Origin of the sequence: Rhizobium indigoferae, from assembly GCF_034554815.1 — a bacterium.
In the GTDB taxonomy this organism is placed as follows: domain Bacteria; phylum Pseudomonadota; class Alphaproteobacteria; order Rhizobiales; family Rhizobiaceae; genus Rhizobium; species Rhizobium leguminosarum.
In genome coordinates, this window is record NZ_CP140637.1 from 507,664 (window position 1) to 532,725 (window position 25,062).

Annotated in this window: 23 protein-coding genes; 4 read left to right on the top strand and 19 right to left on the bottom strand. The window is 60.8% G+C overall.

Annotated elements, in window-relative coordinates; all coding sequences use genetic code 11:
* Window positions 1-69: 69 nt before the first annotated feature.
* Entirely contained in the window at window positions 70-1,731 is a 1,662-nt protein-coding gene (locus tag U5G49_RS28900; RefSeq protein WP_112907078.1) for an ABC transporter substrate-binding protein, read from the bottom strand.
* A 76-nt stretch (window positions 1,732-1,807) separates the two neighbouring features.
* Window positions 1,808-2,869: an ABC transporter ATP-binding protein gene (locus U5G49_RS28905; RefSeq protein ID WP_193442845.1), complete on the bottom strand. Its 1,062-nt coding sequence runs from the start codon at window positions 2,867-2,869 to the stop codon at window positions 1,808-1,810.
* A 354-nt stretch (window positions 2,870-3,223) separates the two neighbouring features.
* Between U5G49_RS28905 and U5G49_RS28910 the strand changes: the two genes are divergently transcribed.
* The gene (locus tag U5G49_RS28910) at window positions 3,224-3,664 is read left to right on the top strand and encodes an RbsD/FucU family protein (protein ID WP_018245829.1); all 441 of its coding nucleotides are present in this window, start codon (window positions 3,224-3,226) and stop codon (window positions 3,662-3,664) included.
* A gap of 291 nt (window positions 3,665-3,955) precedes the next feature.
* Here the strand turns inward: U5G49_RS28910 and U5G49_RS28915 are convergent, their stop codons facing one another.
* The 13 genes from U5G49_RS28915 to U5G49_RS28975 form a co-directional block, all read right to left on the bottom strand.
* A complete protein-coding gene (locus U5G49_RS28915) occupies window positions 3,956-5,071 on the bottom strand; it encodes a hypothetical protein (RefSeq protein WP_193442843.1) in 1,116 nt (371 codons plus the stop codon).
* 240 nt (window positions 5,072-5,311) lie between these two features.
* A complete protein-coding gene (locus tag U5G49_RS28920; RefSeq protein ID WP_193442840.1) occupies window positions 5,312-6,253 on the bottom strand; it encodes an ABC transporter ATP-binding protein in 942 nt (313 codons plus the stop codon).
* A gap of 22 nt (window positions 6,254-6,275) precedes the next feature.
* Window positions 6,276-6,911, bottom strand: coding sequence for an ABC transporter permease (locus tag U5G49_RS28925; protein ID WP_193442838.1), 636 nt, complete (start codon window positions 6,909-6,911; stop codon window positions 6,276-6,278).
* The gene (locus tag U5G49_RS28930; protein WP_113543098.1) at window positions 6,908-7,540 is read right to left on the bottom strand and encodes an ABC transporter permease; all 633 of its coding nucleotides are present in this window, start codon (window positions 7,538-7,540) and stop codon (window positions 6,908-6,910) included. The genes U5G49_RS28925 and U5G49_RS28930 overlap by 4 nt, the downstream gene beginning before the upstream one ends.
* A gap of 37 nt (window positions 7,541-7,577) precedes the next feature.
* Window positions 7,578-8,396: a phosphate/phosphite/phosphonate ABC transporter substrate-binding protein gene (locus U5G49_RS28935; protein ID WP_193442836.1), complete on the bottom strand. Its 819-nt coding sequence runs from the start codon at window positions 8,394-8,396 to the stop codon at window positions 7,578-7,580.
* Between the two features lie 5 nt (window positions 8,397-8,401).
* The gene (locus tag U5G49_RS28940; protein ID WP_113543108.1) at window positions 8,402-9,406 is read right to left on the bottom strand and encodes an ornithine cyclodeaminase family protein; all 1,005 of its coding nucleotides are present in this window, start codon (window positions 9,404-9,406) and stop codon (window positions 8,402-8,404) included.
* Window positions 9,407-9,525: 119 nt separating this feature from the next.
* The gene (locus tag U5G49_RS28945; RefSeq protein ID WP_193442833.1) at window positions 9,526-10,458 is read right to left on the bottom strand and encodes a glycine betaine ABC transporter substrate-binding protein; all 933 of its coding nucleotides are present in this window, start codon (window positions 10,456-10,458) and stop codon (window positions 9,526-9,528) included.
* 69 nt (window positions 10,459-10,527) lie between these two features.
* Window positions 10,528-12,033 carry an HAL/PAL/TAL family ammonia-lyase gene (locus U5G49_RS28950; RefSeq protein WP_193442831.1) on the bottom strand — a complete coding sequence of 502 codons (1,506 nt, stop codon included), beginning with the start codon at window positions 12,031-12,033 and terminating at the stop codon, window positions 10,528-10,530.
* A complete protein-coding gene (gene hutC, locus U5G49_RS28955; protein ID WP_193442828.1) occupies window positions 12,030-12,797 on the bottom strand; it encodes a histidine utilization repressor in 768 nt (255 codons plus the stop codon). The genes U5G49_RS28950 and hutC overlap by 4 nt, the downstream gene beginning before the upstream one ends.
* On the bottom strand, window positions 12,794-13,645 hold the full coding sequence (locus tag U5G49_RS28960) for a MaoC family dehydratase (protein ID WP_193442826.1): 852 nt from the start codon (window positions 13,643-13,645) through the stop codon (window positions 12,794-12,796). The genes hutC and U5G49_RS28960 overlap by 4 nt, the downstream gene beginning before the upstream one ends.
* Window positions 13,642-14,448 carry an SDR family NAD(P)-dependent oxidoreductase gene (locus U5G49_RS28965; RefSeq protein ID WP_018444959.1) on the bottom strand — a complete coding sequence of 269 codons (807 nt, stop codon included), beginning with the start codon at window positions 14,446-14,448 and terminating at the stop codon, window positions 13,642-13,644. Before U5G49_RS28965 ends, U5G49_RS28960 begins: the two co-directional genes overlap by 4 nt.
* Window positions 14,445-15,995 carry an acyl CoA:acetate/3-ketoacid CoA transferase gene (locus U5G49_RS28970; RefSeq protein ID WP_112907101.1) on the bottom strand — a complete coding sequence of 517 codons (1,551 nt, stop codon included), beginning with the start codon at window positions 15,993-15,995 and terminating at the stop codon, window positions 14,445-14,447. Before U5G49_RS28970 ends, U5G49_RS28965 begins: the two co-directional genes overlap by 4 nt.
* A 99-nt stretch (window positions 15,996-16,094) precedes the next feature.
* Window positions 16,095-17,120 (bottom strand): YeiH family protein, encoded by a 1,026-nt coding sequence (locus U5G49_RS28975; protein WP_112907798.1) that lies wholly within the window; start codon window positions 17,118-17,120, stop codon window positions 16,095-16,097.
* Window positions 17,121-17,220: 100 nt separating this feature from the next.
* Between U5G49_RS28975 and U5G49_RS28980 the strand changes: the two genes are divergently transcribed.
* From U5G49_RS28980 to U5G49_RS28990, 3 genes are all read left to right on the top strand, one after another.
* The gene (locus U5G49_RS28980; protein ID WP_130718990.1) at window positions 17,221-18,144 is read left to right on the top strand and encodes a LysR family transcriptional regulator; all 924 of its coding nucleotides are present in this window, start codon (window positions 17,221-17,223) and stop codon (window positions 18,142-18,144) included.
* 250 nt (window positions 18,145-18,394) lie between these two features.
* Window positions 18,395-18,907 carry a hypothetical protein gene (locus U5G49_RS28985; RefSeq protein WP_193442824.1) on the top strand — a complete coding sequence of 171 codons (513 nt, stop codon included), beginning with the start codon at window positions 18,395-18,397 and terminating at the stop codon, window positions 18,905-18,907.
* Window positions 18,908-19,017: 110 nt separating this feature from the next.
* A complete protein-coding gene (locus tag U5G49_RS28990; RefSeq protein ID WP_003550088.1) occupies window positions 19,018-19,221 on the top strand; it encodes a cold-shock protein in 204 nt (67 codons plus the stop codon).
* A gap of 92 nt (window positions 19,222-19,313) precedes the next feature.
* Here the strand turns inward: U5G49_RS28990 and U5G49_RS28995 are convergent, their stop codons facing one another.
* The 4 genes from U5G49_RS28995 to U5G49_RS29010 are packed head-to-tail and all read right to left on the bottom strand — an operon-like array spanning window position 19,314 to window position 25,060.
* Window positions 19,314-20,939, bottom strand: coding sequence for a GMC family oxidoreductase (locus U5G49_RS28995; RefSeq protein ID WP_193442822.1), 1,626 nt, complete (start codon window positions 20,937-20,939; stop codon window positions 19,314-19,316).
* Window positions 20,936-22,465 carry an FGGY-family carbohydrate kinase gene (locus U5G49_RS29000; protein WP_193442820.1) on the bottom strand — a complete coding sequence of 510 codons (1,530 nt, stop codon included), beginning with the start codon at window positions 22,463-22,465 and terminating at the stop codon, window positions 20,936-20,938. The genes U5G49_RS28995 and U5G49_RS29000 overlap by 4 nt, the downstream gene beginning before the upstream one ends.
* 31 nt (window positions 22,466-22,496) lie before the next feature.
* The gene (locus U5G49_RS29005; RefSeq protein WP_193442817.1) at window positions 22,497-23,339 is read right to left on the bottom strand and encodes a class I fructose-bisphosphate aldolase; all 843 of its coding nucleotides are present in this window, start codon (window positions 23,337-23,339) and stop codon (window positions 22,497-22,499) included.
* A complete protein-coding gene (locus U5G49_RS29010; protein ID WP_193442815.1) occupies window positions 23,312-25,060 on the bottom strand; it encodes a glycerol-3-phosphate dehydrogenase/oxidase in 1,749 nt (582 codons plus the stop codon). Before U5G49_RS29010 ends, U5G49_RS29005 begins: the two co-directional genes overlap by 28 nt.
* Window positions 25,061-25,062: the final 2 nt, after the last annotated feature.

Below are 25,062 nucleotides of genomic sequence, written 5' to 3' on the forward strand. Positions count from 1 at the left end.
CGGTTCAGGCGGCACGACTTTGTGCCGCCTGAGATCATGGACGAGACATCCGAAGATGTCCGTCGTATATCAGGCCCCGAGCGAGGCCTTGTAGAGCGCAAGCTGCTTGTCGCGGCCGAGCTGATCGGTGATCTTCTCCCAGGCGGCAGCGATCGCATCGGCGCCGGCCTGTGCGGTTACCTGTCCGGCGAAAACCTTGGCCAGTTCGTCTTCCGCGACGCTGTAATATTGGAAGATGCCCGGAATACGCGGCTCGATAGCGGCGTTCGGATGGTTGTAGGAATTCGACTGCGAAGCGAGATAGCCTGAGATAAAGGCTTCGTCATAACCTGCCGACACCCATTCCTTGATGTCGAACTGGCTCTTGCGATAGCACTGGAAGCCGGACGGATAGGCCGCCGTCCAGAGTGCCAGATCCTTGCCGCCGAGATGGGCTGCAGCACTCCAGGCCGCTTTCTTCTTTTTCTCGTCGCTGTCGACCCGGGCCATCACATAGACGCCCCAGCCCAGATAGGCCATGTTTGGCGCGTGGTTCGGGCCGCTGGCAAGCTTTTCCCACTGGCCGGTCTTCGAATTATAGACATCGTCCGATCCCGGAAGGATGTCGAAGCCGATGGTGTCGCCAACGACCGAGCTGTCGCTGGTGCGCGCGCTTGCACCCACGTCTCCCCACCAGGAGACCATGGAACCGGTGCCGGCCAGAAATTGCTGGAAAGCTGTCGTGCCCGGATCGGCATTGAGCTGATCGCCCGCTTCCGATGGCAGGGCGTCGATGACGTCCTGAATCGCCCGGACCCATGCCGGGTTGTTGATGCGCGGCTTCATCGTGTCGGTGTCGAACAACCAGGCCTTGTCATCTGGATGCTTGGCATAGGCCGTGGCGCGGCTGCCGAGGAAGTAGAAGCCGAAACCGCCCCAAGCCTTGGGTGCGTCGAGATAGCCGACCGCTTCCATGCCGCCGATGGTCTTGCCCTTGAGGAATTTGGTGACCTCCTGAACCTTCTGCCAGGTCTTCGGAACGCCCCACTCGCCCTCGTGGCCTTCGTCCTTCCAGGCCTTCGCCAGGTCGGCATCGGCGAAGTAGTCGGTACGGTAGTTGAAGTTGTGGCAATCGCCATCGACCGAGACGCGGTAGGTCTTGCCGTCCCAGGTGCCAACCGGCGCCTTGAGGTAGTCGACATAGTCGTCCATATCGATCTGGGTCTTGACCCAGTCCGGCATCTCCGACGCCAGCCCCTTGCCGCAGACATCCCCCTCGAACGGCGCACCCATCTCGAGCAGGTCGAAATCGACCGTACCCGTTGCGATCGCCTGCTGCAGGCGTGGATTGTAGTCAGCTTGCGCGAGGTCGATCCAGGTGATCTTGGCGCCGGTATAATCTTCCCAAGGCTTGAGGAAGCCGCGGAACAGAACGTTATGCAGGTTCTGGTTATTCAGGCCCATGAAGGACAGCTCGACGCCGGCGAACTCGCCCTGCTTGACGCTCTTCTTCGTCGCTTCCAGGCACATCTCGCCAACCTTCTGCCAGTCGGCATCCGTCGGCGAGCCTTTGCCGACACCCGGCACCTGCAAGATCTGGCTGCGCAAGGATCCATCCTGCGCAAAGGCCGTTCCGAATGGACCGAGCATGGCGCTTCCTGCTGCGACCGCACCGAGGCTTGCACTGGTCTTCAGGATGGCGCGCCGGCTCAGGCCGATCGCCATCATTCTCTCGAAATCACTGACTTTCATATGGGTCTCCTCCCGTTGATAAACCGCCACGGTTGTGGCTGCCGGCGCTCCCTCCTCGAAGCGGCAGCAAGAACTCTCAGATAAGCCTCAGTCCGCTCTCTCCGTCAAACAGATGGACGAGGGCTGCGTTCGGCGTCATCGCGATCACGTGGTCCGAGGGCTCCTCGACGCGGTCGCGAAAGACGCCGATGATCTTCTGTTGCCCAAGCTTTGCAAAGACCTGCGTTTCCGATCCGGTCGATTCAACGACCGTCACATGCGCGCTGACCGAGCCGCCAAGCGTGAAGTGCTCGGGCCGAATGCCGTAAAAGGCTGGCCGCCCGTCCGAGCCCGCAGGCGCGCGGTGGAGCGGCAGCCGAATACCCTCATCCGTCTCGAAGAACGGCTCGGCGGCAGCGCGGATGTGGCCCTTGATCAGGTTCATCGACGGCGAACCGATGAAACCGGCGACGAAGGTGTTGGCAGGCGTATCGTAAAGCGTCAGCGGCGAACCGATTTGCTCGACACGTCCGTCGCGCAGCACCACGATCCGGTCGGCCATGGTCATGGCCTCCACCTGATCATGCGTCACGTAGATCATCGTCGTTGCCAGCCGGCGCTGCAACTCCTTGATCTCGGCGCGCATCTGCACGCGCAGCTTGGCATCAAGGTTAGAGAGCGGTTCGTCAAACAGGAATACCTTGGGATCGCGCACGATCGCCCTTCCCATCGCCACGCGCTGACGCTGGCCTCCAGAAAGCTGGCGGGGATAGCGGGCAAGATACGGCACCAGATCAAGGATCTCGGCCGCCTTGCGCACCCGCCCCTCGATATCGGCCTTGGTCTCACCGCGCATCTTCAGCGCGAAGCCCATATTCTGCGCCACCGTCTTGTGCGGATAGAGCGCATAGCTCTGAAATACCATGGCGATATCGCGGTCCTTCGGCGGCAGGTCGTTGACCACCTTGCCGTCGATCCGGATGTCACCGAAGGTTATCGGTTCGAGGCCGGCGACCATGCGCAGCAGCGTCGATTTTCCGCAACCCGACGGCCCCACCAGAACGACGAACTCGCCGTCGGGAATTTCGACGGAAACGCCATGGATCACCGTCAGGCTTCCATAGGCCTTACCGACATTGACGATATTCATCGATGCCAAATATGATCCTCCTCCAACGGCGTCGCGCACTCCTCGCGACGTTTGATCGACCTTCCTGCAAAGCGGCGGCAGGTAGATCGCTCAGCTGCACCCGCCGCCCCTATCTTGGGAGGACGTCATCCGCACCGATAACTTCACACATTGAATTACCATTGTAAAGTAATCCATTGCAGAATTCTCAGATATTTCTCGTTTTCGTTCTCGCGACGACTTGACTAACCATAAGCATCATCGGATATGTGCAGTGCTTTTGTCCAAAAATATAAACGAAGCATTTGAGGCTGAACCCATTTCCAAACATTACGGAATTTGCATAATCTGTAAAGATTAGACCTTTGGACAGGGAGGCACAACATGCTGAGGGGAATCGATCCAGTCTTAAACGCCGAGCTGATGCATGCTTTGATGCTGATGGGGCACGGGGACCAACTGGTCTTGTGCGACGTCAACCACCCTGCCCAGACCATAGCCCGGCATACAACCTATGGCCATCTCATCGACGTTTCCGGCTGCGGCTTGGAGCGTGTCGCTGAAGCTATTCTGACGCTCTTCCCACTGGACACGTTCATCGATGCGCCGGTGAAAAGGATGCAAGTTGTTGGCGACGCCAGCGGGCAAATGCCGATTTTCGCGACGATACAAAAAGTCATCGATCGCGCTGAAGATCGGCCTGTTCGGATGGAGGCATTGGAGCGTTTCGCATTTTACGAAGCAGCGAAAAAATCCTTCGCGATCGTCAGAACCTCCGACCCAGGGCCCTATGGGTGCTTCATTTTCAGCAAAGGTGTTATCTAATCTTTGACTGCGAAATTGGTCCGAGACGCTTGCGTTTTCGGCGACCGGTACGGCTTCGGCTGCCTGCCTACGTCGTCGCAGACCAGGACTGAAGGAATTTAGCGCCGCGAAGCGCTTCGTGGAGACGACGCCAGAGCGACCGGCCGTTGTGCGAGCGGTCGCTTTAACGGCCTCACATGTGTTCAGGACTGATTTGGACGCAGAAACGCCAAAAGCATTTTCACCGCAAAACGGCCCGCCCTGGTCTACCGCCGATCGTGAAGGCTCGGTCAAACAGCGCGGACCGTCTTGCTATTTCCAGCTCGTGTAATCGTCGGCGACGCAACCAAGCGGCGCGCGATCCTGACCAAACCGCTTCTTGAGCTGCTCGCATCCCCACTCGTTTAACGGCGCTGGCATGAGATTGTTGATGTCCATGCCAGGCGATTGGAATGGTGTCGTGGAGGTCGTGACGTACCAAAGCCAGAAGCCGACCACACCGACGACGATCAGAAGCAACATACCGAAGAAAACCTGCAACCGCCTCCAGATCGATACCCCCGACTGCTTGGGGTCTTCGATCAAAACCGGCACACTCCGATCGCTTTCTTGCTGGTGCGCGAAAGGTGCAAGAGCCGCGTTGCGCTCATCATCCGTAAGCTTCACGCGCTGCAGACGATCGTCCAGAAGCACTGGCAGGGCAGTATTGCCATGCCTGACAGCCAGTCCGATCGCTTTGCCATTGGCTTCCCCGACGATCAGAGGCTCTTCTCCATTCTTCATGCGCGTGTAAGCCGATCGCCCCGTTTTGTCGTTGGCAATCTTGTCATTGTAGGTGATGGAGAGGACGCCGCGTCTGCGGTCGAATGCGGTGACCTCGACCGGAACGGGGGTCAGCATGGCAGGCCGAAGCAATTGGCCCTTGACCCACCAGATGCGGATAGCGAGAAAAATCATCCCCAGGCCCATGCCGCCAAACAGTAGCGCGAACACGGTGAGCGTGATGATCCGGTTCCAGAGCATGTCCAGACCCAAGCTCATCGTCGCAAGTTCCGGATGATCGGCTGATATCACAAGACCGGTTTCGTAGTCGCCAGTATGGAAATCGACGAACATGACCTCGACTTCGGTGTCGTAGTCTCGTCCGCCGTAGCTGTAGACAAGGCGTGCCTCGCAATCGGTAAAGACTGCCTTGCGTGTCGTGCATCGCCCGTTTTGCACGTCGCCATTTTCCAGCGTCAAAGGGTTCTGGCTGATCTGGAAATCGCGGATTACGCCTGGTGCTTCCGAGACGAATAGAAAGACAGCCAGTGCCAGGATGATGGGCGTTGACCAGAAGTAAGCATTCGGGGTGGAGATGACGTTGCGCGCCAACGAGAGCGGGCGACTAGGAAGAACAAGCGAAGACAATGGCGTAGGTCCCCTCATGTGGCAGCGCAGTGCGCTGGGAAAGCTTCAGACAGTGACCGATAACGAACGAGCGGAGTTGACGTCATTCCGGCCGCTTGCACAATCCCATTGTGCGAAACTCATCTACAGCCTGAGACAGGCGATCGGCAATCCCTTTCAGCACGCGTGGGTAGCATTGGCATGGTGATCTCTTCGGCAAGGGCCGGTGGTCTTGTTCCGCGTCGAGCAAAACCGCGGCGCACTTTTACCGGAATTGCCCTACAGCCGATTGGCGCGCAACAAAGTGTCCCGCGACAGATATCCCGCAAGCGTGCCATCGGCAGCTCGGACATGCAGGCCCGGCATCTCACCGGAGAGGATGAGCGCCAAGGCGTCGTGAACCGTGGCGTCAGCGGCGATCTCGGCATCGCCGTTGGACGGTTCCGGCGTGGTCATGATCGTCGATACGGCAATCAAGCTCAGCCTTTTTATGGCTCGGTCAGGGCCGAGGAAACTCTCGACGAATTCATTGACGGGACGCACAAGGATCTCCTGCGGGCTATCATATTGAAGGAGGCGGCCATCCCGCATGATCGCGATGCGATCGCCCATCTTGATTGCCTCATCGAGGTCATGCGTGACGATGACGACGGTCTTCTTCACCTTCCTGAGAATATCGCGGAATTCGTCCTGAAGCCGGACGCGGGTGATCGGATCAATCGCGCCGAACGGTTCGTCCATCAGCATGATGGCAGGGTCGGCGGCGAGCGCGCGCGCGAAACCGACGCGCTGACGCTGCCCGCCCGACAATTCGTGTGGCAGGCGCTGCCGCATGATGGCCGGATCAAGTCCCACGAGATCCAGCAGCTCGTCGACCCGGCGATCGCTGCGCGCCTTTTCCCAACCGAGAAGCCGCGGCACGGTCGCGACATTGCGCGCGATCGACATATGTGGAAACAGACCGACTTGCTGGATGACATAACCGATGCTGCGGCGCAGCTCTTTCTGATCGACCAAGGCGATATCCCTGCCATCGACCAGCACCCGTCCCGCCGTGGGCGTCTCCAACTGATTGATCATGCGCATGGTCGTGGTCTTGCCGCAGCCCGAAGGACCGATCAGGGCAACCGTCGTACCAGTCTCGATCAGAAGATCGAGATTGTCGACCGCATGCGAGCCGCTTCCGTCGTAGTTCTTCGTAACATGGTCGAGATGAATCATCCTGATATCCGCTTTCGGCCGCTTAGCGCCGTTGAGTGAAGACGCGCTCCAGGGCGCCGAACGCCAATTCCGCAAAGATCGCGAGCAGGGCTATCGGAACCGCTCCGACGAGAAGGCGCGGCATGTTCATGATCGCAATGCCGGCATTGATGAAATCGCCAAGCCCGCCGCCGCCGATGAAGGAGGCCAGCGCCGCCCCGCCGATGACCTGGATGGCACTCGTCCTGACGCCTGACAGAATCGACGGAACGGCCAGGGGAAGTTCTATCTCCCACAGCATCTGTCTGGCGCTCATCCCCATTCCGTCGGCCGCGTCGATCACCGAGGCGTCGATCTCGCGGATGCCGATGATCGTGTTCAACAACAGTGGCGGCACGGCAAGGACGATCAGGGCCACCACCGACGGCAACAATCCGATGCCGAGGAAAGGCATCGTCGCCGACAAGATCGCAAGGCTCGGTATGGAGCGCATGGCGCCGGCGATATTGACCACTGCAAAGGCAGCGCGAGGTGCCCGTGCGACGGCAAATCCGAGCGGCACGGCAATGACAAAAGCGATGCCGAGCGACAGGATGCACATCAGAAGATGGCGATTGAAAGCGTTGAAGAAGGTGCCGGAGTTGTTGAAGATCCAGCTGAATGCATCGATCACGATCATGCCGCTTTACCTCCACTGCGCCGGCGCAGCAGCTTTTCGAACGATGCAAAACAGTAGTCGGCAAAGAGCGCCAGAAATGACGTCAACAGCCCGCCTGCGATGATCTTTTCAGGAAACCGCTGGTCGATACCTTCGAAAATGATGACGCCGAGCCCGCCAGCATTGATATAGGCGGCAACGGTCGCGATGCCGATCACTGTTACCATGGCAATGCGGATGCCGCCGACAATATAGGGCATCGCCAGCGGCAGCTCGACTTCCCAGATCCGCCGCGCCGTGCCGTAACCCATGCCATCGGCTGCTTCGAGTATGTCACGCGGAATAGACTGGAACCCCATGCCGATATTGCGGATCAGGATCATCAGCGAATAGGCGGCAAGACCTGTTATAGCGGGTGCCGCCCCGATACCCATGATGGGAATGAGAAGCGCAAACAGCGCCAGGCTGGGCACGGCGAACAGGATACCGGTGAAGATGACGATGGCCGCAAAACTCCGCGGTCGCCTTGCCGCCCATATCCCGACGATCAGCGAGATCACCAGGGCAATGCCGACCGATGAAAAAACGAGATACAGGTGCTCCAACAGCGCTTCGAATAGCCGGTCGAGATGTTTAGGGACCCATTTCATCGCCGAGACCTCCGCATCGGGGCGCTCGTTCGCCTGTCTACCATGGGATCCCCAATCTGCGATCGGCATCGTCGGCTCTCTGCGGCAGAATATCGTAGGCCGACGGAGTGACCGCCGAAAATCGCCTGAGGCCGAGCCGTTCCAAAACCGCCGCTCCCTCAGGCGTTTCATGCAATGCCACGAGGCTTTGCTTTAACGCTGTGGTGATGTCCACAGGCAATGTCTGCGCGGCAACCAACAGCGGCGCGGGAAGCGGCTCGGTCGTCGACAGAATACGAAGACCATCGATCGCGTCGGGTTCGTGCATCGACAACAATTGGAAGGCGTAAGCGTCGATCGCGCCCGCATCGATCCTGCCATCCTTGAGGGCAGCGACGATGCCTGAAGGGTTGAGCAGCGGTCCGACCGTCATGCTCTGCTTCATTTTCCCGGCAAACTGTCCGGCAAGGAAGGAGCGCGCCGCGTGGTAGCCCGATTGAGAATCGCGCACGGTCCAGCCCCAGCGTGCCGCAGCGAGATCGGCCACCGCGTTGACTGGCCCGGTGGAGGCGATGAGAATGTGGCTGGCATAGAGCGGCTGGTCCAAAGACCATACCTCGCTCGAGACGGGTGCGGCAAGCATCGTCGGTCGCACAGCCACGCGCATGCGCGAAAACGGATAGCCGCACATGAAGACCGCGCCCATGTCCGGCCTCGCCCATAATTCCGACAGGGGGGCTGGTGCTGCATGAGCGATGATCTCGAGTTCTATGCCGGACTGCGAGCTGACCAGCGCAAACAGCGCGTCCCACAGGCCGCGAATGCGCGGGCTGAGATTATACATTCTCGAACAGGCGATCGGCTTGGACATCACCATGGCGACTATGCGAACCGCAGCCGCTGGCCGATGTTCATCTCTCTTGCCTTGTCGACCATGGCGGCCCCGAGCGCCACGTCGGTCGTGCTGAGGCCCCGATGCCAAAACAGGATCGTCTCCTCGTCACTTTCGCGACCGGGCTTCATGCCGCAGACGATCTGGCCGATTTCGGCATGCAAGTTCTCGGCCGTCACCTTGCCCTCGTCGACGTGACGGCGAAGCGCCCCGAAAGGTTTGCCGGGGCCGCATTGTCCCCAATCGTCGACGACGACCTTGTCCATGATATCGGTGAGATCGAATTCAAGCGCGCTCATCGTGCCATAGGGCACGACGAAGGCCCCCTTCTTCACCCATTCGGTCTTGAACAGCGGCGCTGGTTCCGGCAGGCGGCTGGCCTCGACCATGATGTCGGCGCCCTTGAGGCAATCCTGCCAATTGTCGGTGACAACGATCTTCTTGCCGAGATCCGCCTCAAGACGCTTTGCGAAGGCATCGCGACTTTCCGGCCGGCGCGAATGCACGCGGATTTCCTCGAAGTCGAAGAGATGGTCGAGAAGCCGGACATTCCAGTAAGAGGTTCCGCGCGCACCGATATGACCGAGAATCTTGCTGTCCTTGCGGGCGAGATATTTTGCGCCAAGAGCGGTGACGGCCCCGGTGCGCATGTCGGTGATAGCAGTTGCGTCGATGATGGCCTTCGGCACGCCGGTGTTCGGGTCGAACAGGTTGAGGACCGCAAGCTCCGAGGGCAGATCGACCTTATAGTTGTCGACGAAGTCACCGACAACTTTGACGCCGGCATAGTTCAGCGCTTTGACATAGCCGCGAAGCACGTTGAAATGGCCTTTGTCGGAGCTCTCTGGCACAAGATGGACGCGCGGCTCGATGACGGTTTCGCCCCTGCCCTGCGCATCCAGCGCCTTCGACACTGCATCGAGAATCTCGTCATTCGTCAACGCCAGCGCCTTGGCATCAAGGGCATTGAGATAATCGATCCAGATTTCCTGCATTTCCCGCTTCTCCACATTCCTGTCCGGCTGCTGAGCGGACGGATTTTCGAACAGACACCGTGAAAGGATCGCCACGCCAGATCGCGGCCGGATCGATATCCGGCCGCGGGGCATGACAATCATTTCGGCAGCAGGCCGTTTTCCTTGAGGAAATCGACCGCCACGTCCTTGGCTTCCTCGTGGTCGGTCTCGACCTTGGCATTGAGGACCCGCATTTTCTCGTTGTCGAGATGGGTGCCGACCGCTTCCAGCAGTTCGGCAACTTTCGGATTGGCCTTCAGCACGTCCTGGCGGACAACGGGGGCCACGTAGTAGGGCGGAAACAGACCCTTGTCGTCTGCCAGCGGCACGAGGTTCTTCGAGCCGATCTGCCAGTCGGTCGCTGCACCGTTGGCGACGTCGATGTCCTTTTGGTCCAGTGCATCATAACGAAGACCAAGCTTGGCAAACTGCTTGAACTCCTTGAACTCGGCATCGTAGACGCGCTTCAGGCCGGGCAGGCCATCGGCGCGGTCGGGAAATTCAGCACCGCCGCCGAAGACCAGGGTCTTGGAAACCTTGGCGAGATCCGACAGGCTCTTCAGATTGCTGGCCTGCGCCGTTTCCTGCCGGACAACGATGACGTAGCCATTGTTGATGCCGCTCGGCTTCAGCCATGTGAGGTTGAACTGCTTGGCGTAGAAATCCTTGACCTCAGTGTAGACCTTGTCGGCATCGGTCGACATCTCACCCTTGACGACAGAAGCGAGCGCTGTGCCAGTATATTCCGGATAGAGATCGATCTCGCCGGCCACCAATGCCTGGTGAGCAATCAGCGTGCCGCCGAGATTGATCTTGCGCTCGACGGTGATGCCGGCATTTTCCAAAACGGCGGCGTACATTTCGGCGAGGATAAACTGCTCGGTGAAATTCTTGCTGCCGACCTTGATGGTCTCTGCGGATGCAGGCTGGAACATGGCGGCTGCCATGATGCCGGCTGCAAGGATGCCTTTTGTCCAATTTTTCATAACCATTCCCTCTTGTTGACTTTTCAATGAACGTACTGACGGCATTCCCAGAATGACCGCCGGCATGACCGGTCAGTGCCCTGCCCTTCTTGCCGGGGCAGTGGCGAACCGGGCTTATTGCGGGCCGAGCCCGATCAATGCGGCAATCGTCGCAAAATCCGGCCCTTGTGCGCGATCCTCTTCGAGCGCCGGGACGTGGGTGCGGACGAAAGCATAGGCTTCCGCCGATCCCTTGCCCAATTCGCCTGAGACGCCGCGCAGCTCGACGGCCTGTACCGAGGCGATCAGTTCGATGGCAGTGAGATAACGCAGGCGCTCGACGATCGCCTGCGTCTTTGCCAAAACGCTCGGGGCCATCGATGCCTGGTCTTCGACGCCATCGGCCACAGGAATGGGTGAAAGAGATACCGGCATGGCCAGATGGCGGATTTCGGCTTCCATGGCCGAGACGGTCTTTTGCACGGTCGCAAAACCGGTACGGCTCTGGCCCATCGCGGTCAGGAAGCGCGGCAGGTCGGACATGGCAGGCGACATGATCTTCATGATCCGGTAGGCGGTGCCGGCCGCGCAATGCGCCATCGCCTGCCCCAGCCTTTCCCAGGCGAGCACAAAAGCGGTCATGTCAAAATTGCCGTGTGAAAGAATGACGCCCTCGGATGCGATCACGACGGGATTGTCACTGGAGCTGACGAGCTCTATGTCAGTCGCCTGCCTTGCCTCATCGATCGCATGCCTCAACGCGCCCCAGACCTGCGGTGTGCAGCGGTAGCTCAATGGATCCTGGAGACGTCTTGCTGCATCGGCGGCAAGCAAGGAGCTGCCCGAAAGCAGCTCCATCAGCTGAGCGGCGACGCGGCGCTGCCCAAAGGCCGGTCTTGCAGCCAGAGCGCGATCGTCGAAGACGCTGACATTGGCTCGGAACGCTTCGAAACTAACGGCAATCGCCTTCAGGGACCAATCGAAGAGCCGCTCGATCTCCTCAAGCGCTAGACAGGCGAGGCCGATGGAGAGGCTGTTGGCCACAACAAGCGCATGCCCGTCCTTCGGCGCCAATTCGAGGGGCTTCAGGCCGGCCCTTTCAAGAGCGATGGCGGCCGGCAGCACGTCGCCGCCAAGCTCGATCTCACCAAAGCCCAGAAGGCCGCGGCTCATATGGGCAAGCGGCGCCAAGTCCGCCGCACCGATCGAGCCCAATGACGGGACGACAGGATGGACACCTGCATTGATGGCGGCAATCAGACCCTGGAAGACTTTCAGCGAAACGCCGGAACCACCCGCCGCCATGCCGGCAGCCCTGACGGCCATCATCGCCCGCACGGATTCCTGTGCGAGCGGTTGTCCGACGCCGACGGCGCGGGCTTGTGGCACACGCATCTGGAACGCCACGAGATCCTCCGTCGCAAGTCGTGTATCGACTCCCGCTCCCAGTCCCGTCGTCAGGCCATAGACCGGCAGATCGCTTGCCGTATAGCGATCGACGACGGCGCGCGCCGCCACAATCCGGGCTTCGACCTCGGCGGATATCTCGATCCTGGCGTAACGACGGGCAACCGCTGCGATGTCCTCGATCGTCGGCGGCGCCGCGCTGAAGATGATCGATGGAGAATGGGTGGCGCTCACTGTTTCTCTCCGAGAATGGCGACGGGCTTAGAGGGACCCTTGCTGGACCGTGCTTCCAGCCGATATTGCGCGCCGGGATAGTATAAAAGCGCGCAGGTCACGACGGCCTCGCCCGACCAGGTCCGTCGAAAGACGCGCAGGCAAGGGTGATCATTCTTCAGGCCAAGATATTTGCGTATGGCCCTATCCGGTTTGACAGCCTGGACGATATGTTCGAACGCCGTTATCGGTGCGACCTGCGTCAGATATTCGTGCGGCGTCATGCTGTGGAAGTCGGCAGACAGATAATCGGGCGCCACCAGCGGATTGACATAGCGCTCCTCGACCTGAATGGGCTGGTCGCTTTCCATGTGCACGATCAGCGAATGCATCACCTCAGCGCCGAGGATCAGTTGGAGCGCGTCGGCAACGTTAGCATCCGCCTTCATCAGCCCGGCCTTGACGACCACCGCCTTATGCGTGTGACCCCGTTCCAGTATTTCGTCGGCTATGTTGCGGATTTGAAGCAGATCGACGTCGAGGTGTTTTGGCGACACGAACGTTCCGATCCCGGCGGATCGCTTGAGAACGCCCTCGAACATCAGCTCCCGCAGGGCCCGGTTCGCCGTCATGCGGCTGACGCCGAATGCCGCCACCAGTTCGCTTTCGGAGGATACCCGGTCTCCCGGCTGCAGCTTGCCCTCGGCGATGTCGGCCAGGATCTGCTCCTTGATCCTGATATAATGGCGCGCTTCGCCGGCGGCCGGTTTGACTGCTTTCGTCATGACAACCTCGCCACGCCATTGTCGAGGATGATAGCGCTCCGCGAAGCAACGAGCCCCCTGAAGTGAATCTCGGCGCCGTTGCGCCATATCTGCAGGGTGATCGTTTCTCCGGGAAAGATCGGTGCGCTGAAACGCGCCGCGATTGCGCTCAAGCCAGTCGCCATGCCTGGATCGATGGCAGCGACGATGGCGTAGCCCGCATGGCCGAAGCTGCACAGCCCATGCAGGATCGGCCGGTCAAAGCCGCTTTTGCCGGCTGCCTGCGGATCGACATGCAGCGGATTGAGATCGCCGTTCAGGCGATAGATGAGAGCGGCGTTACCAGGGATGTCGACATTGAATTCGAAGTCCGGCTCTCCGTCCGGGACTTTGGGCAAAGGTTCAGGCGCAGATCCCGCCGAACCGCATCCACCGTCGCCGCGGCACGCGTTCGTCTGGACGATTGTCGCGATCGGCTCGTCACCGTCCACAGTTGCGATCAGGCGCTCGAAGCTGACGAACATTCCTTTTTCAACACCGCGATCGACTACCGAGAGGACGCGTGAGCGAGAGATCAGCGGCACATCGAGAGGAACCGGCCGGTGGATCGTCAGGCGATGTTCGGAATGCACGAGACGCGCCCAGTCGACGCCTGTCTGCTGCATCCATGGGCCTGGATGCGCTACGATATTGGCAAGGGTCGGCGCGGTCACGAGATCGCGTTCATAGACATAGCTCAGCGCCTTTTCGGCGAGCGCATTGGTGCCATAGCCAACCGACAGGGCGTAAAGGATGGCATCCCTTGCGGTGACCACATGTGTTGCTTGCGGCACCGGGAAGTCGAGGATGGATTGGGCCGACAGCGTCACGATGCGGCGCCCCCGGATGTCGAGGGTTTGCGAACGCCTCCGGACAGGCGGATGCCGCCGTCAACGGACAGCAATTCACCGGTGACGAAGTCGGCACCCTGAACAAGCCAGACAATGGCGCCGGCAACGTCTTCCGGTGTCGCGACACGGCCGAGCGGCGCGGTTTCCGAAAATCGCTTGGCAATGGTTCCATAGGCGTCCGGCCCGAGCGTGTCGCGCATCCAGCGCGTATCGATGATGCCGGGACAAACGGCGTTCACGCGGATATCGGGACCGCAGGTGCGCGCCAGGGCCAAGGTCAGCGCATTCAGCGCGCCCTTGGAAGCCGTATAGGCAAGCGAGCTGCCGCCGCCAGTAAAGGCAACATTGGATGAGACATTGACGATCGCACCGCCGCCGCTGTCACGCATCGCAGGCACCGCCGCCCGGCACATCTGATAGGCGCCGATGACATTGACACCGAAAACGTTCTGAAAATCTTCGGCCGACAATGTCTCCAGATCGAAAGGATCGGATTTGACCGTCATTGCGGCATTGTTCACCAAGGCGTCGAGCCGCCCCCATCGATCGACGGCAATCGCGACCATTCGGCGGCAAGCCGCGTCATCGGCAACGTCGGCCTGGACGATTTCCACCTCCGCGCCCAGGCTGCGGCAGATATCGCCAGTCTCATCGGCCTCTTTCTTGCTGCGGCTGTAGTTGACGACCACCCTGGCACCGCCCTCGGCGAATTGCTTGACGCATGCGGCCCCGACGCCCGTTGCCGAGCCTGTGACGATGATGGCGGCTCCATCGATTTTCATGGGGCAAAGTCCTTCATGGCGTGGGGCGAAAACAGACGCGCATCCATCTGCTTCAGCCGATCTGACACCGCGACGCTCTTCGGCAGGCGATCGAGAACATGGGCGGCAAGATCGATGCCGGGGGCAAACTCCGTCAGCGTCAGGCATCCGTCGATTACCCGAAAGACAGCCCGTTCGGTGACGACGAGCTGTGATTGCCCTTCCGGCGCAAAGGCGGGGCTCGAACTGATCTGGTCGACATCATCGACGATCTTGCAGAAGCGGCCGTCCTGGATGATGTCGAGCGTGCCGTCGGCAACGGCAATTTCAGCGCCACCGGCCGAAAACGCGCCGAGATAGACAACGTGCTTGGCCGTCTGCGAAATATTGGTGAAGCCGCCGACCCCGACGATGGAATTGTTGAAGCGGCTGACATTGACCGCACCGTGCCGATCCACCTCGGCCATGCCGAGGAAGGCGATATCGAGGCCGCCGCCGTCGTAAAAATCAAACTGCGATGCCTGTGGGATGATGGCGGTCGGATTGACGGCGGCGCCAAAGGACAGCTCCTCGGCCGGCACGCCGCCGATGACGCCGGATTCGATCGTCATCGTATAATCGTCGAATCCCTCTTCGCTGGCGATGCGGCCGATCCCGGCGGCAATGCCGATGCCGAGGTTGATGGTTGGGCGATTGAGCGGCGCCAGCTCCCGGAAGGCACGTCGCTGAATAATTTTATCGACCGACAGTGGCGCCGGCTGCAGGCGGCTCATCGCCATCCGGACGCGCCCGGTATAGGCGATATTGTCCGTCTCGGCGAAACTGACGCCGTGCTGGGCCGGATCATCGCAGACGACGACATAATCGACCAGCACCGCCGGGATGCGAACATCGCCCGGCGGCAGGGAGCCGCGTTCGGCAATCCGCTTGACCTGGACGATGACAATGCCACCGGAGTTTCGGCCCGCCTGCGCCATGGCGAGCACGTCGAGTGGGAACGCCTCGTCCTCAAGGGTGATGTTGCCGTCTTCGTCGGCCGTCGTTCCGCGCAACAGCACGCAATCGAGCGGCATCGACGGATAAAGCAGCCATTCCTTGCCGCGCAACGACACACGCTCGACAAGCGCGCGCGGTGTCGTCGCATTCATGCGGCCGCCGCCATGAAGCGGATCCATGAAAGAGCCGAGCCCGATATGGGTGACCACGCCAGGCTGACCGGCGGCAATCGCCCGATAGAGCTGCGCGATGACGCCCTGCGGCCAGCAATGCGCTTCGATCTTTTCCTCGATCGCCAGCCTGCCAAGGCGCGGCGTTCCGCGCCATCCCCCGGCAATCACGCAGGCGACGAGGCCTTCATAGCCAAAATGCCCCATGCCGCGTGTCTGACGATCACCCGTGCTGGCTGCAAACAGAAGTGTCAGGTTGCGGGGTTTTCCAGAGACGAGGAATCGCTCTTCGACGGCAGCCGTGATGGCTTCGGGATGGCAGCATCCTCCAAAACCCGAAGCAGCGACAGTCATCCCGTCTTCGAGAAGATCCGCAGCTTGCTGTGAAGAGATGACCCGCATGACGATCTTTGCTTCCCCGGCCTGTATATACAGGCTAGCCGCCGATCGTTTGTAAGGCAACTGGAATCTTTGCCAGTATTTTAGGCACACCACCTTCGATCAGACGATATTCAGCAGTCCGATCAGGCAAAGCCCCAGAGCCGCCAGTGCCAATAGCGACAGCGCCGCCGCCGCGAGGACACGACCGCCGGTATGGGCGACGGATCTGACATCGACGGAGAGACCCAAAGCAGCCATGGCGGTGACGGTGAAGGTGGCGGAGACAGCCGACATCCCGGGCAGCAGCGGCGCCGGGATCGCGTCGAGAGAACGAAGTGTCGCCATGGCTGCAAAACCGAGGATGAACCAGGGGAGAACATGGCGGAGATTGACTGAAGAGCCGCCAGCGCGGCGGCCATGAACTGCACCGAGCAGAAGGATGACCGGTCCGAGCATCATCACGCGGATCAGTTTGACGAGCGTGCCCACCTGGGTGCTGACGGCTCCGGCAGAGGCCGTGGCCGCCAATACCTGCGGGACGGCATAGGCTGTCAGGCCTGCGAAAACGCCATATTGTACGGCGCTCAGACCCAAGAGCAGATGAAGAAGCGGCAGCGTGAGCACTGCCCCGATGCCGAGCAGCGCGGTAAAGGCTATCGAGGCCGCGATATCATCCGGTTTGGCGCCGATTACCGGCGCTGCTGCGGCAATCGCAGAATTGCCGCAGATCGAGTTGCCGCAAGCAACCAAGGTCGCCAGGCTGGCCGACAGTCCGAAGAGCCGTCCGATCAGAAAGCTGCCGGCCAAAGACAGAGCAACCAGAACGGCAATTCCGCCGACAAGCGGCAGTCCGGCCTCGCGGATGGCAGCCGTGCTGAGCGAGGCGCCAAGCAACACGACGGAAATTTCGAGAAGCGTCTTGGCGGCGAACTGGATGCCGGGGATGAAAGTCTGCGGCAGACAGACCGAAGAGCGCACGGCAATGCCGATCAGAATGGCAAGCACGAGGCTCTCGATCCAATGCGAGCCGAAAATCATCAACTGCAGCCGCTCAACAAGATGCGCAGCGAGCGTGACCGCCGCACAAAGAACGAGTCCCGGCAGGACGGCAGGAAACGACGGGGAACGGGAGGCGGAAACGAGCATCGGGAAGACCTTGCGGAAGGACTGCACTGTCCCACACCCAATTGTCGACTTCCATTGAATAGTTTAGCATGATTCATTCGGCAAAATCGAACGATTGATCATGACATTTGAACAGCTTTCCATTTTCGTCGCGGTTGCGGAACGCGAGCATCTGACCAATGCTGCCTCCGCGATCGGGCTGACGCCATCGGCCGTCAGTTCGGCGATCCGCAATCTCGAGACCTCCTATGGCGTCGAGCTTTTCCACCGCGTCGGACGCCGCATAGAGCTGACATATGAAGGACGGGTGTTTCTGGGGGAGGCAAGAGCGACGCTGGCGCGCGCCAAGGCGGCAGCACTCGTCTTGTCCGATCTCGGCGGCTTGCAAAAGGGTGAACTGGTCGTTTTTGCAAGCCAGACGATCGCAAGCTACTGGCTGCCGGCGATGCTGATGCGTTTCAAGATCCGCTACCCAGGCATCGACCTGAAGCTGATGATTGGCAACACGACCACGGCGGCAAAAGCGGTTCTTGATGGATTGGCCGAAGTCGGTTTCGTCGAAGGCAGCGTTGACGAGCCGGCGCTGAATATTCAGCCGCTTGCCGAGGACGAACTCCTTGTCGTTGTCGGTCCGCGTCATCCCTGGGCGCGTGGCAAGGCAATTGCACCGACGGAGCTGGTTTCGGGCACGAAATGGGTCATGCGGGAAAAAGGGTCCGGAACCCGGTCGGCTTTCGAGGCGGCGATTTCCAATCTCGGCATAGCCCCCGGAAATCTGGCTGTCGCGCTTGAACTGCCGTCGAACGAGGCGGTCATATCGGCAGCAAGAGAGGGCCTGTGCGCGACGGTCGTCTCAGGTGCCGTGGCGGCGCCGCTCTTGACGCAAGGTCTGCTGGTGAAGGTGCGCTTTCCTCTGCCGTCCCGGCAATTTGCAATCCTGCGGCATAAGCAAAGGCACTCCAGCCGTGCCTCATTGGCGCTGGAAACGATTTGCCGCGAGGATAAAGCTGCCGAAGTCAAAAATGGGGAGGACTGGGCGCTCTAGATGTGGATCCTCAAGAGGTTGTCTCGGTTGAGGCCGAGGCGACTGATGGGTGTTTTTGATTTCAGGCTGCCGTGCGGACGAGCCCGCGAAGGCCCCGGCGAAGGTTCCTGTTCGCGAGATGGTGGTGGCTGCGAGCCCAATCGATGCTTCCCGTATGGAACGAAAACCACGTGCGGCGGTTATATGACCGCCTTCCTCCTCAACAACCGAGCGTGGCGGTCCAGATGTAGCGCGATCGAAAGTGATTCACATGATCAAAGTCCTTGCATGCTCCATGGCCGTTGCGACGGCCGCAATGGCAACGGCAGGCGCCGCCCACGCCGACGAATCCGCCTTCTTGAAAACACTGGCGGGAAGTTGGAGCGGTAACGGGACGGTGAAAGTGCGGACAAATGCACCCACCATTAAAGTCACTTGCCGTTTCAAATCGGATGCGAATGCAAGCTCCCTTGCACTCAATGGGCGTTGTACCAGCCTTGTCGTTTTTTCCCGCGTCATCAGCGCGAACCTCAAGGCCACTGGTGACACCTACACTGGCTCCTACGTGGGCGCGGGCACCGGCACCGCGGGTCTTGGCGGAAAGCGCGCTGGTAATGCCATAAGTCTCGCGATCAGATGGGCGAAAGAAGTCAACGGCGATCGGCGTGCGCAGATGACGATCGAAAAAACCGGAGCATCGGGCATGCGCCTCACAACCATCGATACCGACCCTGCTACCGGTCGATCGGTTGTTACGAGCCGCATTGAGCTTCGTCGGAGCTGACGTCTTTTTGCGTTCAAAAAGCCACGAGTGTGCTAAAGGGTTGATAGAGAAGCGTCGAAGCTATAGTTTCGCCTTCGCAAATCGTCGAACGATAAGGAAATATTTATCTCATGCCGACAGGTACCGTTAAATTCTTCAATGACGACAAGGGCTTCGGCTTCATCACCCCTGAGGGTGGCGGGCAGGACGTTTTTGTTCACGTGTCTGCGCTGCAAAGCGGCGGGTCGCTCCGCGAAGGCGACAAGGTCAGCTTCGAAGTTGGCCAGGATCGCAAGACCGGAAAATCGAAGGCTGAGAACGTCTCGACTCTCTGATCGAAAATCGATGGCCCAACCTGCATTGAGCGGGTTGGGCTCATCGTCACGAGCCGCAATTCCACGCATTCACAGAGAATGCGAGGGGCTAATTACGCCCCTGATAGGACGCTCTCCGCGGCCTTCTCGGCAATCATTATCACCGGCGAGTTGGTGTTTCCCGACACGATCGTCGGCATGATCGATGCATCGACCACCCGCAGTTTCGCCAGCCCATGCACCCGCAATTGCGGATCGACAACCGCCATCACGTCGTTGCCCATCTTGCAGGTGCCGACCGGATGGAAGATTGTTGTGGCGATATCGCCGACGCGACGGATCAGCTCCTCGTCACTCTGGTATTCCAGGCCCGGCAGCATTTCCCGCGGCCGGTACTTGCGAATGGCGCCGGCCTCCATGAGCCGGCGGGCGTGCCGAACCGATTTCGTCGCAAGCAACCGGTCGCCGACAGTCGAAAGATAATTCGGTCGGATTTCCGGCGCCACGGAAGGGTCCGGGCCGCCAACATGCACGGTCCCGCGGCTTTCCGGCCGCAGATTGCAGACGGAGACGGTGACGGCGGGATATTTGTGCAGCGGCTCGCCGAGCCGGTCGGTGCTCAAGGGCTGTACGTGATATTCGAGATCGGCGGTCGCAACAGCGGGGTCGCTCTTGGCAAAGATACCGAGCTGGCTCGGCGCCATCGACAGTGGCCCTGACCGGCGCAGCATATATTCAAGCCCCATGCCCGCCCGGGTGAACAGGTTGTGATAGAGCTGGTTCAGCGTCTTTGCGCCCTCGATGCGGAAGACCGTACGGATTTGCAGATGGTCCTGCAGGTTTTCGCCGACACCCGGAAGTTCATGGACGACGTCGAGTCCGGCAGCCGACAGCACATCCGGGCGACCGACCCCGGAAAGCTCCAGGATTTTCGGTGAATTGATCGCACCGGCAGACAGAATGACCTCGCGACCGGCGCGAGCCAGATGATTCTGCCCGTTCAGCCGGAATCGCACGCCGGTCACCATTCTGCCGTCGAATTCCAGCCGCTCGGTTTCGGCGCTGGTCAGCACACATAGATTGGGCCGCTTCATTGCCGGGCGTAAAAAGGCCTTGGTCGTATTCCAGCGCAGGCCGCCGCGTTGGTTGACCTCGAAATAGCCGGAGCCCTCATTGTCGCCATCGTTGAAATCGTCGGTCTTCGGGATACCGAGTTCTTCAGCGGCATCACGAAAGGCATCGAGGATCGGCCAGGAAAGCCGCTGCTTTTCCACCCGCCATTCGCCGCCTGCCCCGTGCATCGGCGACTTGCCGCGATAATTGTCCTCGGATTTCAGGAAATAGGGCAGCACGTCGTCCCAGCCCCAGCCGGAATTGCCCGCCTGCCGCCAACCGTCGTAATCGGCTGCCTGGCCGCGCATGTAGATCATACCGTTGATCGAAGAGCAGCCGCCCAGCAATTTTCCGCGCGGATAGGGCAATGACCGGCCGTTCAGTCCGGCCTCCGCCGCCGTCTTCATCATCCAATCGGTGCGTGGATTGCCCATGCAGTAGAGATAGCCGATCGGCACATGCACCCAATGATACCGGTCGCTGCTGCCGGCTTCGAGCAACAGGACGCGGGTTTTCGGATCGGCCGACAGCCGGTTGGCCAGAACGCATCCCGCCGATCCTGCGCCGACGATGATGAAATCGTAGCTTCCCGCATCAATGGCCGCATCATTCACACGCATGTTCATGCCGCCGCCCCCGCTGCCGCCAGCGGGACCGCTGTCAGACGCCGCCAGAGCGGTGCCATCGCTTCGGCGATATCCTGATAGAGAGCGTAACGCCGCGCATAATGTGCCTCGAGCGAGACATCCGGACGATAATACCGCTCTGCCCGAACCATGGCCGCAGCACCCGCGCCGAAGTCCGCGAAAATGCCGACGCCGGTTCCGGCCGCAATCGCCGCTCCCAGCGCACCGGTTTCACGCGAGCGGGCAACGCTGACCGGAACGCCGAGCACATCGGCGAAGATCTGCGGCCAGATCAGGCTGCGCGAGCCGCCGCCGGACAGCACGGCTTCGTTGAAGACCGCGCCCGCCTTTCGGATCGTCTCGATGTGCTGGCGATGACCGAAGGCGACACCTTCGAGAAGCGCGCGAACGAGATGCCCCTTGGTGTGCCAACCGGCAAGACCGTAGAAGCCGGCACGCGCGTGGCCGTCCTGCTGGGCGCCATAGAGATATGGATGGTATAGCGGGTCGTCTGCCGCGGGCTCGATCGCCCCGGCCAGCGCACAGCAGGCATCGAAGGGCGAAACGCCTTCCGCATGCTCGCCTTCGAAGAACTCCCGCACCAGCCATTCGAGATTGGCAGCCGAGGTGGCGCTGTTCTCCATCGCCATGTAGCGGCTGCGATCGAAGGTCGAGGACATGAAGACTGGCCCGCCGAGGTCGGGGCTGTCGATGATGACTTGGTTGATGCTCCAGGTGCCGGCAATGATCGAGGCGCTGCCGGTGCGTGCAACGCCCGAACCGAGCGCCGAGGCGACGACGTCGAACAGTCCGCCGACCACCGGTGTACCAGCGGCGAGCCCGGTTTGCCCCGCCACCTCTTCCGTTACCGTCCCGGCAATGTCGGCGCTTTCGATGAGCGGCGGCAGGAGGTCCATGCAATCGTCTAGTCCATAGGCCTCCATCAGCGCCTTGTCGTAGCGGCGCGCGGCAAGATCCAGCAGACCGGCCCCCGACATGTCGGACACTTCGCTGACACGCTGGCCGGTCAGGCGGTTGACGACGAAATCCTTGGAGAAGAACACCGTACCGATGCGGTTGAACAGATCCGGCCGGTGACGCTTCAGCCAGGCAAGCAATGTCGGCGTCTGGGATGGCCACGGACGCTGGCGGGCAATCCGATAGGTCCGGTCACCAACACCGGCTTCTCGCCATTCATCGACCAACCCGGCCGCCCGCGTGTCGAGCGACTGGATGCCGATGAGCGGAGCGCCGTCGCGATCAAGCGCATAAAGACCGTTGCCATGCCCGGCGCAACCGATCGCGGCGATTTCCTCCGGCTGGATCTCTGCCTTTTCGATGCAGGCGCGGATGACCTGCCGTGCATTTGTCCAGAGTTCGTCCAACCCTCGCTCGACATGCCCCGGGCTCGGCATGCGGCTGTGTCCTTCTTCGGACGCAGCCGCGATCTCGTTGCCGTGCCGGTCGAAAATCACCGCCTTGATAACGGTGTTTCCGGCGTCTAGCCCCAAAAGATACTCTCCCATGCAGAACCCTCCCGAGATTCGAAATCGCTGCTCAGCCCTGCTGATAGAGCGCAAAGGCCTGTTCGCCGCTCGCGTCCTCGTGCACGATCGCCATCAGCCCGCGCACCACGGCACTCGGATTGGCGTGCTGATAGATGTTGCGCCCATAGACCATGCCCATTGCACCCTGCCGCATCAAGGCCGCGGATTTGTCGAAGACGGCACGAAGATCCTCCTTGCCGCCGCCGCGCACCAGAACCGGGCAACGCGCTGCTTCCACCACTCTGTGGAAATCCTCGGCATTGGTGGTTGGGTCCGCCTTAACAATATCCGCACCCATCTCGCGGGCGAGCCGCGTCAACGTAACGATCTTGTCGGCATCGCCGTCGACCATGTAGCCGCCCTTTTCCGTCACCGGCTGCATCACCAGCGGCTCGATCATCAGCGGCATGCCATACTTGTCGCAATCGGCCCGCACGCGAGAAATATTCTCAACGCACAGGCGGAACAGGTCCGGCTCGTCCGGCAGCATGAACAGGTTGACGACGACGCAGGCGGCATCCATCTCGATCGCGCCGATCAATGGCTCGGCCTCGTTCTGCAGCACCGCCCACATGTCGCGGTGGCGGATCCGGTTATAGGGATTGCCCATGTCGATGCGCAGGACCAGCGCCGGCTTGTCCTTGCCGGGCACATGCTGCAGCAGGTCGGCCTGGCCGTAATTCATCTGGATCGCGTCCGGCCCTGCAGAAACCAGCGCCTTGACGACGGCCTCAATGTCCTCCAGCCCGTTGAGGAAGGATGGTTCGTTGCAGACGCCGTGATCGATCGCCACGTCGAGGCAACGGCCGCCGCCGAACAGCCGGTTCATCCGGACTTTGCTGTTGTGTCGCATTCTGTGCTCCTTGGTTCGTTCCTTGCTGAAAGCATGTCTTCGTCGACGCCGTGGCGTTGGTTGAGAAGGGTGAGAAAACGGTCGCGCTCACCGGCGCGATGCGCGAGCGTCCAGCGCTTTTCCTGCGCCAGCAGGTCGAGTGCGGCATCCATCATGTCGAGCGTAAGCTCGCCCAAAACGGCAAGCGTCGTGCGCCGCAAAAGCAGATCGTCGAGATGTTCCACCGCTTCCTCGCGGATCAGGAACTGCAATTCGCGCATCGAGTAGCCGGCGTGCGGCAGCGCCGCATCGGGACCTGCCGCGATGAAGCCGGCAATTGCCTCAGCATCCGTGCCGTATCGGGCAAACAGTTCAGCCATGCGCCCTCCGGAAAGGCCTTTGCCGGCCGCCATCTGCGTTAGCCAGGCGAACGCGTTGGCGGGAAATGCTCGACCACCGCCGATCGGCCGATCGGTTGTCGCAACGCGGCGGCGCCTGCCGAGCCTTGCCAAAGCCATGTCGGCCGCCAGTTCCCCGAAGGACCGGAATGTCGTCCACTTGCCGCCGATCATGCACAGTACCGGCGGACCACCATCCTTCGGCTCTACGAGCGTGCAGAAGTGATCGCGCGGGATGCGGCCGGTAAAACTGTCGGTGCTGGCCGGCAGCGGCCGCACGCCGGAAAACTGGAAAACGATTTGTTCGGGCCGGATGGGAATGCCTGGCAGCACGAAGGCAAGCGATTGCAGGATATAATCCCGCTCGTCCGCCTCGCAGCGCACCGTTTCCGGATCATCGACGCGGATATCGGTGGAACCGACGAGAACCTTGCCGAGATAAGGAAACAGGATGCAGATCCGCCCGTCCTCGTTCTCGTAGTAGATCATGTGATCCGCGAGCGCGTCGCGCAGGTCCGCATTGTCGATGATGAGATGCGAGCCCTTGGTGCCGCCCATCAGCGGTAACGGCCGCGCTTCCGGCGAAAACAGGGTCTGATTGGCGATGTCGATCCAGCCGCCGGTGGCGTTGATGATCAGCGTCGGCTCGACGATAACGGACGCGCCGCCGATCTGGTCTTCGACACGATATTGGCCATCCTCTGTCCGCTGCAATTCGGCATAGTTCAGCGCCATCGCCGCGAACTTTGCTAAAAGAGCATCCTGCAGAAGCTCGATACCTAGCCGCTCCGGATGGCTGACCCAGGCGTCGAAATAGGTGGCGGAACTCTTGATGTCGGGATTGAGCGCCGGCCATTTGGCAAGCGTCGTGCGCCGGCCGCGAAACTGGTGGCGCGGCATCAATGCCCGCTTGCGCGTCAGGAAATCATAGATGCTCAGGCCCGCCTTGATGGCGACGGCGCCACGGCGGCTCGGGCGACGGCTGAGGCCCAGGAAGCGGACGATGCCATTGCCGAGGCCGGAAAAGATATCGAACACCGGCACCGTCGTCGGCAGCGGCGCGACATAATGCGGCGCGTTGCGCAACAGCCGGTCCCGCTCGACCAGCGATTCCTGCACCAGCTTGAATTCGCCATTTTCAAGATAGCGAAGCCCGCCATGCACCATGCGCGACAGCGCCGAACTGGCCCCGGAGCAATAGTCGTGCTTCTCGACGAGCAGCACACTCAGTCCCTGCAGCGCCAGTTCTCGAAAGACGCTGATGCCGTTGATGCCGCCACCGATGACACACACGTCCACCTTCGGGCTCTGGCGGAGCCCGTCCAATATCTCTTGCCGTTTCATGA

Coding starts and splice junctions, on each gene's coding strand:
- U5G49_RS28900 (WP_112907078.1), bottom strand. CDS start 1,731: ATGAAAGTCAGTGATTTCGAGAGAATGATGGCGATCGGCCTGAGCCGG.
- U5G49_RS28910 (WP_018245829.1), top strand. CDS start 3,224: ATGCTGAGGGGAATCGATCCAGTCTTAAACGCCGAGCTGATGCATGCT.
- U5G49_RS28915 (WP_193442843.1), bottom strand. CDS start 5,071: ATGAGGGGACCTACGCCATTGTCTTCGCTTGTTCTTCCTAGTCGCCCG.
- U5G49_RS28920 (WP_193442840.1), bottom strand. CDS start 6,253: ATGATTCATCTCGACCATGTTACGAAGAACTACGACGGAAGCGGCTCG.
- U5G49_RS28925 (WP_193442838.1), bottom strand. CDS start 6,911: ATGATCGTGATCGATGCATTCAGCTGGATCTTCAACAACTCCGGCACC.
- U5G49_RS28930 (WP_113543098.1), bottom strand. CDS start 7,540: ATGAAATGGGTCCCTAAACATCTCGACCGGCTATTCGAAGCGCTGTTG.
- U5G49_RS28935 (WP_193442836.1), bottom strand. CDS start 8,396: ATGGTGATGTCCAAGCCGATCGCCTGTTCGAGAATGTATAATCTCAGC.
- U5G49_RS28940 (WP_113543108.1), bottom strand. CDS start 9,406: ATGCAGGAAATCTGGATCGATTATCTCAATGCCCTTGATGCCAAGGCG.
- U5G49_RS28945 (WP_193442833.1), bottom strand. CDS start 10,458: ATGCCGTCAGTACGTTCATTGAAAAGTCAACAAGAGGGAATGGTTATG.
- hutC (WP_193442828.1), bottom strand. CDS start 12,797: ATGACGAAAGCAGTCAAACCGGCCGCCGGCGAAGCGCGCCATTATATC.
- U5G49_RS28965 (WP_018444959.1), bottom strand. CDS start 14,448: ATGAAAATCGATGGAGCCGCCATCATCGTCACAGGCTCGGCAACGGGC.
- U5G49_RS28970 (WP_112907101.1), bottom strand. CDS start 15,995: ATGCGGGTCATCTCTTCACAGCAAGCTGCGGATCTTCTCGAAGACGGG.
- U5G49_RS28975 (WP_112907798.1), bottom strand. CDS start 17,120: ATGCTCGTTTCCGCCTCCCGTTCCCCGTCGTTTCCTGCCGTCCTGCCG.
- U5G49_RS28980 (WP_130718990.1), top strand. CDS start 17,221: ATGACATTTGAACAGCTTTCCATTTTCGTCGCGGTTGCGGAACGCGAG.
- U5G49_RS28985 (WP_193442824.1), top strand. CDS start 18,395: ATGATCAAAGTCCTTGCATGCTCCATGGCCGTTGCGACGGCCGCAATG.
- U5G49_RS28990 (WP_003550088.1), top strand. CDS start 19,018: ATGCCGACAGGTACCGTTAAATTCTTCAATGACGACAAGGGCTTCGGC.
- U5G49_RS28995 (WP_193442822.1), bottom strand. CDS start 20,939: ATGAACATGCGTGTGAATGATGCGGCCATTGATGCGGGAAGCTACGAT.
- U5G49_RS29000 (WP_193442820.1), bottom strand. CDS start 22,465: ATGGGAGAGTATCTTTTGGGGCTAGACGCCGGAAACACCGTTATCAAG.
- U5G49_RS29005 (WP_193442817.1), bottom strand. CDS start 23,339: ATGCGACACAACAGCAAAGTCCGGATGAACCGGCTGTTCGGCGGCGGC.
- U5G49_RS29010 (WP_193442815.1), bottom strand. CDS start 25,060: ATGAAACGGCAAGAGATATTGGACGGGCTCCGCCAGAGCCCGAAGGTG.